This window comes from Nostoc sp. CHAB 5715 (assembly GCF_020829685.1).
Taxonomy (GTDB): Bacteria; Cyanobacteriota; Cyanobacteriia; order Cyanobacteriales; family Nostocaceae; genus Nostoc.
Window position 1 is genome coordinate 1 of the sequence record NZ_JAIVFR010000614.1, and the last position, 4,665, is coordinate 4,665.

Annotated in this window: 5 protein-coding genes; 4 read left to right on the forward strand and 1 reads right to left on the reverse strand. The window is 45.7% G+C overall.

The features are described from left to right. The 4 genes from LC574_RS27370 to folE all read left to right on the forward strand — a co-directional run. Positions 1-180: hypothetical protein (locus LC574_RS27370; protein ID WP_229456809.1), on the forward strand; the 180-nt coding region annotated here is incomplete at its 5' end. Positions 181-547: 367 nt separating this feature from the next. Beyond that, entirely contained in the window at positions 548-3,085 is a 2,538-nt protein-coding gene (locus tag LC574_RS27375) for a DUF1574 domain-containing protein (protein ID WP_306422162.1), read from the forward strand. After that, entirely contained in the window at positions 3,057-3,686 is a 630-nt protein-coding gene (locus LC574_RS27380; RefSeq protein ID WP_229456810.1) for an SDR family oxidoreductase, read from the forward strand. Before LC574_RS27375 ends, LC574_RS27380 begins: the two co-directional genes overlap by 29 nt. Before the next feature lie 77 nt (positions 3,687-3,763). After that, on the forward strand, positions 3,764-4,471 hold the full coding sequence (gene folE, locus LC574_RS27385) for a GTP cyclohydrolase I FolE (RefSeq protein ID WP_229456811.1): 708 nt from the start codon (positions 3,764-3,766) through the stop codon (positions 4,469-4,471). Here the strand turns inward: folE and LC574_RS27390 are convergent. Then, on the reverse strand, positions 4,437-4,574 hold the full coding sequence (locus LC574_RS27390; RefSeq protein WP_229456812.1) for a hypothetical protein: 138 nt from the start codon (positions 4,572-4,574) through the stop codon (positions 4,437-4,439). The genes folE and LC574_RS27390 overlap by 35 nt on opposite strands. Between the last annotated feature and the right edge of the window lie 91 nt (positions 4,575-4,665).

Consider the following 4,665-nt stretch of genomic DNA (forward strand, 5'->3'; position numbering starts at 1 on the left):
GTCTGTACAGGAGTAAGGAGTAGAGAGGCGATTAATCGCGTCTGTACAGGAGTAAGGAGTAGAGAGGCGATTAATCGCGTCTGTACAGGAGTAAGGAGTAGAGAGGCGATTAATCGCGTCTGTACAGAAGTTAGAAGTTATGATTACTCCAACGATCATCAAGAGACGGAGTTTAAATGAGATAAGCTTGTTGTTTGTTTCGCCCATCAGGGCCGTTAGCGCAGTGGGACGCAAGTCCAGCTTTAAAGGACAAGTCATCAGCCAGTCATATAGAATTATTCTGGCTCCTGGCTCCTGTACAGACGCGATTAATCGCGTCTCTCCTAACTCTTAACTTCTGAATTCTGACTCCCTATTAGTAAAATAAACGCAAAACTCAACATTAGTCAGACTTGCAACCTGTACAAGACTATCTTGGCCGATTTTATGAGCTACGAAGGTAACAAAATTGTTAAAAAAAACCGTCAGAGTGTGGTAGACCTATGCTTCTAGTTTACAAGTGCAGGCACTATCCCCCAACAATCGCTTCTTGTAAAATTAACTGAGCATGAAAACAGTATTACCAGATCGCCAGCAATCCTTAGTGCAGTGGGTAAGCCAAGCAACAGGGATCAACACTTTCGGGGTGAAAGTCCGGTTACGGGGAAATAACCTTCATATTCTTTGTGAAGGTACAGAATGTCCGCAGCGTTGGCGTACTTTGTCTGACTTGCTGCAAGCACTACAGCAAACAGACTTGGATATTCTCACAAGCGACGAACAACCCTCAATATATCAAGTATTTGTCTATGGCCGAAGAAAAGGGGAACAGCGCCCCAAATGGTGTCATCGGGTTTACTTGAATCAAATAGATAAGCATCTGGAGCAGGTGGAGCAAGCGCTGCTAGCAGACTCGGAAAAATCAAAACAATCGGCTGGGGCGCTGATTGTCTCTAACGAAAGTTTGGCACGCCAAGGGAACCCAGAGGCGATCGCTCGGTATCTGAGCGAAACTCTGAGTACGTTAGGTGTATCAGTACAGGCAAAGATTAAGCCATATAAGCCAAAGAACTCTCAGCCGGAAGAAAATCGCCTGTGGATATTTTGCCAGTCGAGCTATAGCCCTGATGCATCGTTGCTTGCTGAACCAATAGCACAGAAGTTGCGTTATCTCAAGCTTACTGGCTACCAAGATGCAGTAGTTGTTTCCCAGGTGAGCGGCGAAACTGCCCCTGATTGGCTGCTGCGAGTGGATTTGACGCCACCAGAGGTAATGCTGAAGGAGTGGGCGCGTTGGGGGGATATACAAGCGATCGCACGATTATTAACTGAGGTATTGTCAGGGTTAAAAGTTGCTGTCCAAGCTTTTCTTAAAGAATCAACGCTACATATCTTTTGTAGCCCAGCTTTTGATCCCTTAGGAACTGCGCCAATCCCCGACAAGGAAGTGTGTTTAGAGGCGATTTTACCCCAGCTAGAAGCGATCGCACCTCAAGGCATTCTTGCCGCCACCATATACGGACAAAAAGCAGGCGACAATGAACCAACTTGGATTGATTGGGTAGCTTTACCTGCTACAAAATATCCCGCCTTTGCCACATCACCGCTAGATTTGGCGAATTCTGGCGATGAACCAGCCATCATATTTTTACTAGAGCGTTTACTCAATCCTGACCTGGATTGGCGTTTATTAACAGGTGGAGTTCGCGTACTTCTGCTGAACAAAAATGATTTATTGCACATCATGTGTGATGCACCTGTTTGTCCAGCGCGTCAACAAGTAGCAACTAAAGTTACGCAGTTTATCCGCCAGTTAAAAATTCCCGGTATTATGGGGGTACGTGTCTACGGTCGCCGGGCTGGAAATAAAGAACCTTTTTGGAATTATGGCGTTGATCTTGAGCATCGCCAACGTTTAGTACCAGAAGCAACTCCAGAATTTGCTGCTACTTCTAAATACGTTAACGAGCTAGTAACCTCTGAGACTAATGAGCCAATTTTACGCCCCGACTTAACGACAGAAGAAGTTCAAACTTTTATCACAGAAGTCGCGCGAGATTGGATAGCAACGGTGAGTGCAACCGCGAAAAAATTCCTGTTACAAAGCCAGCTATTTATTGAAAGCGATGATTCAGCAGAACAAAGCCCTGATGTTCAAGGACTTAAGGTTGCTTTAGTGTGGGGAACACTGGGATTATTACTTACCCTTCAAACTGATTGGGTGTTGGGTCAAATTATTGCAAGTACTACGCCAACACCAAAAGTAGCCAGTGTCTTGCCTTCATCATCTTCTGGGCAAAAAGCATCTTTGATATCTGGGAAAACTCAGAGTGAGAAAACGACATTTTTTACCAGCACTTCCAAAACAAAATCTTCTCCAAATCAGAGTTCTGTATTTAATGCTTCTGAGTTTACCCCAACTGATGATACCCCGACAAAGAATTTGGCAGCCGCACCACTGAAGGAAAAAGCAACCGCTACCGCTATTCTTTTAGCAGCGCGATCGCAGATGCCAAGTTTCAATGTTAGGCAGTTAGACGAGCAACTAGCACTGTATAAACAGCGTTTGACTAGAACTGGTACTGTGCCAGATGTGTTGATTATTGGCTCCTCCCGCGCTCTCAGGGGAGTAGATCCCGCAGCACTTTCTAAAGCTTTAGCGACTCAGGGCTATCCAAATCTTGATGTATTTAACTTTGGGATCAACGGTGCTACCGCACAAGTTGTAGACTTTGTGATTCGCCACGTACTGGAACCATCAAAATTGCCTAAAGTAATTATCTGGGCAGATGGAGCCCGTGCTTTCAACGGTGGACGCGAGGATATTACCTTTAAATCCATCGCTGCATCAGCTGGTTATAAACAAGCATTCCAAAAAGCCCCCACAACTGCCAACAGCAGCGATTTGCCAGAAAATACGGTAAATTCGGGAGAAGAAAAGATAAAAGAGGAAAAACCGGAAATTAGCGCATATCAAGCTGTGAATCAGTCGTTAAATCAGGGTCTAGCATCTCTTTCTGCTAGCTATCCAAAGCGCGACCAAATTAAAAGTTTACTGCAAAAACAACTGCTTATAATTGGTCGCAATCAGCCGTTCTTTGGATAAGTTGGAGGCGGTAAGAGAAGCAGTCGAGCATACTGGAGTGGAAGCGAAAGCTTACGCTATAGATTTAGCGCGGATCTCCGAAGTAAAAGAAAAGATCCAAGCGATCGCCCTTGACTTTGGTGATATAGACATTCTGGTAAATAATGCGGGCCTTGCCTATACAGGCACCTTAACCGAAACCCCCCTAGAGGACTGGCAGCAGGTAATTGACTTAAATCTTACCAGCGTGTTTCAGTGCATTGTGGGGATTTTGCCTTCAATGCGCGATCGGGGCACAGGCACAATTATCAACATCGCCTCAATTGCCGCCAAGCAACCCTTTCCCGGTTGGGGGGCATACAGCGTCAGCAAAGCTGGTTTAATAGCCCTCTCTCAAACCCTGGCACAAGAAGAACGCACCCACGGCATTCGGGTAACAGCTATTTGTCCTGGCGCAGTCAATACCGAACTTTGGGACACAGAAACAGTCCATGTCAACTTAGACCGTTCCAAAATGTTAACCCCGGAAATTGTCGCTCAGTCAATTCTTTACACAGTTCTGTTACCACAACAGGCAGTTATTGATGAATTGACCCTGATGGCCAGTGCTGGCGCACTTTAATTAGTCCTTTGCCCTTTGTCTTTTGCAAATGACTAATGACCAATGACTAATGACTAAACTATAACCAAGACTTAATCATGACTATTGCTAGTTCCAACGGTTCTAATTCCTCTCAATCGCCTCTGATTCCCGATTTGGCAGAAGCCATAACTCCTAGACCCGATCGCAACACCCACAACGGGCGACAAGCCGATGTGTCCCCGCCAAAAGAGGAACATCTGGAGGAAATGAAGGACGCCGTGCGGACACTAATATTGGGAGTTGGCGAAGACCCCGAACGCGAAGGACTCCTCAAAACACCCAAGCGAGTGGCTGAGGCAATGCGATTTCTTACCAGTGGCTATACCCAATCTCTTGAAGAACTCGTTAACGATGCCATCTTTGATGAAGGGCATAGCGAGATGGTACTAGTTAGAGATATTAATTTCTTTAGTCTGTGCGAACACCACATGCTGCCATTTATGGGAAGAGCACACGTTGCTTATATCCCCAACCAGAAAGTTGTGGGACTGAGTAAGCTGGCCCGCATTGTTGAGATGTATTCCCGTCGCTTGCAAGTACAAGAGAGATTAACCCGCCAAATTGCCGAAGCAATCCAGACCATTTTGGAACCTCAAGGGGTAGCCGTTGTGATGGAAGCTAGCCACATGTGTATGGTGATGCGGGGTGTCCAGAAACCAGGTTCTTGGACTGTTACTAGCGCAATGGTTGGTGCTTTCCAAGAGGAGCACAAAACCCGCGAAGAATTTTTTAACTTGATTCGCCATCAAGCAGCATTTTTTTAAGGAATGGGGAGTGGGGAGATGAGGGAGATGAGGGAGATGAGGGAGATGAGGGAGATGAGGGAGATGAGGAAGAAAAATACTCCTCATCTCCTTTGCCTTTCACCCTTAGTTCTTCTGTAGATATTTTGCTGGTAGAAAATGACTTACCCAACGCTAATTTGATGCAAATTTATCTACATAAATTGGGATATCAG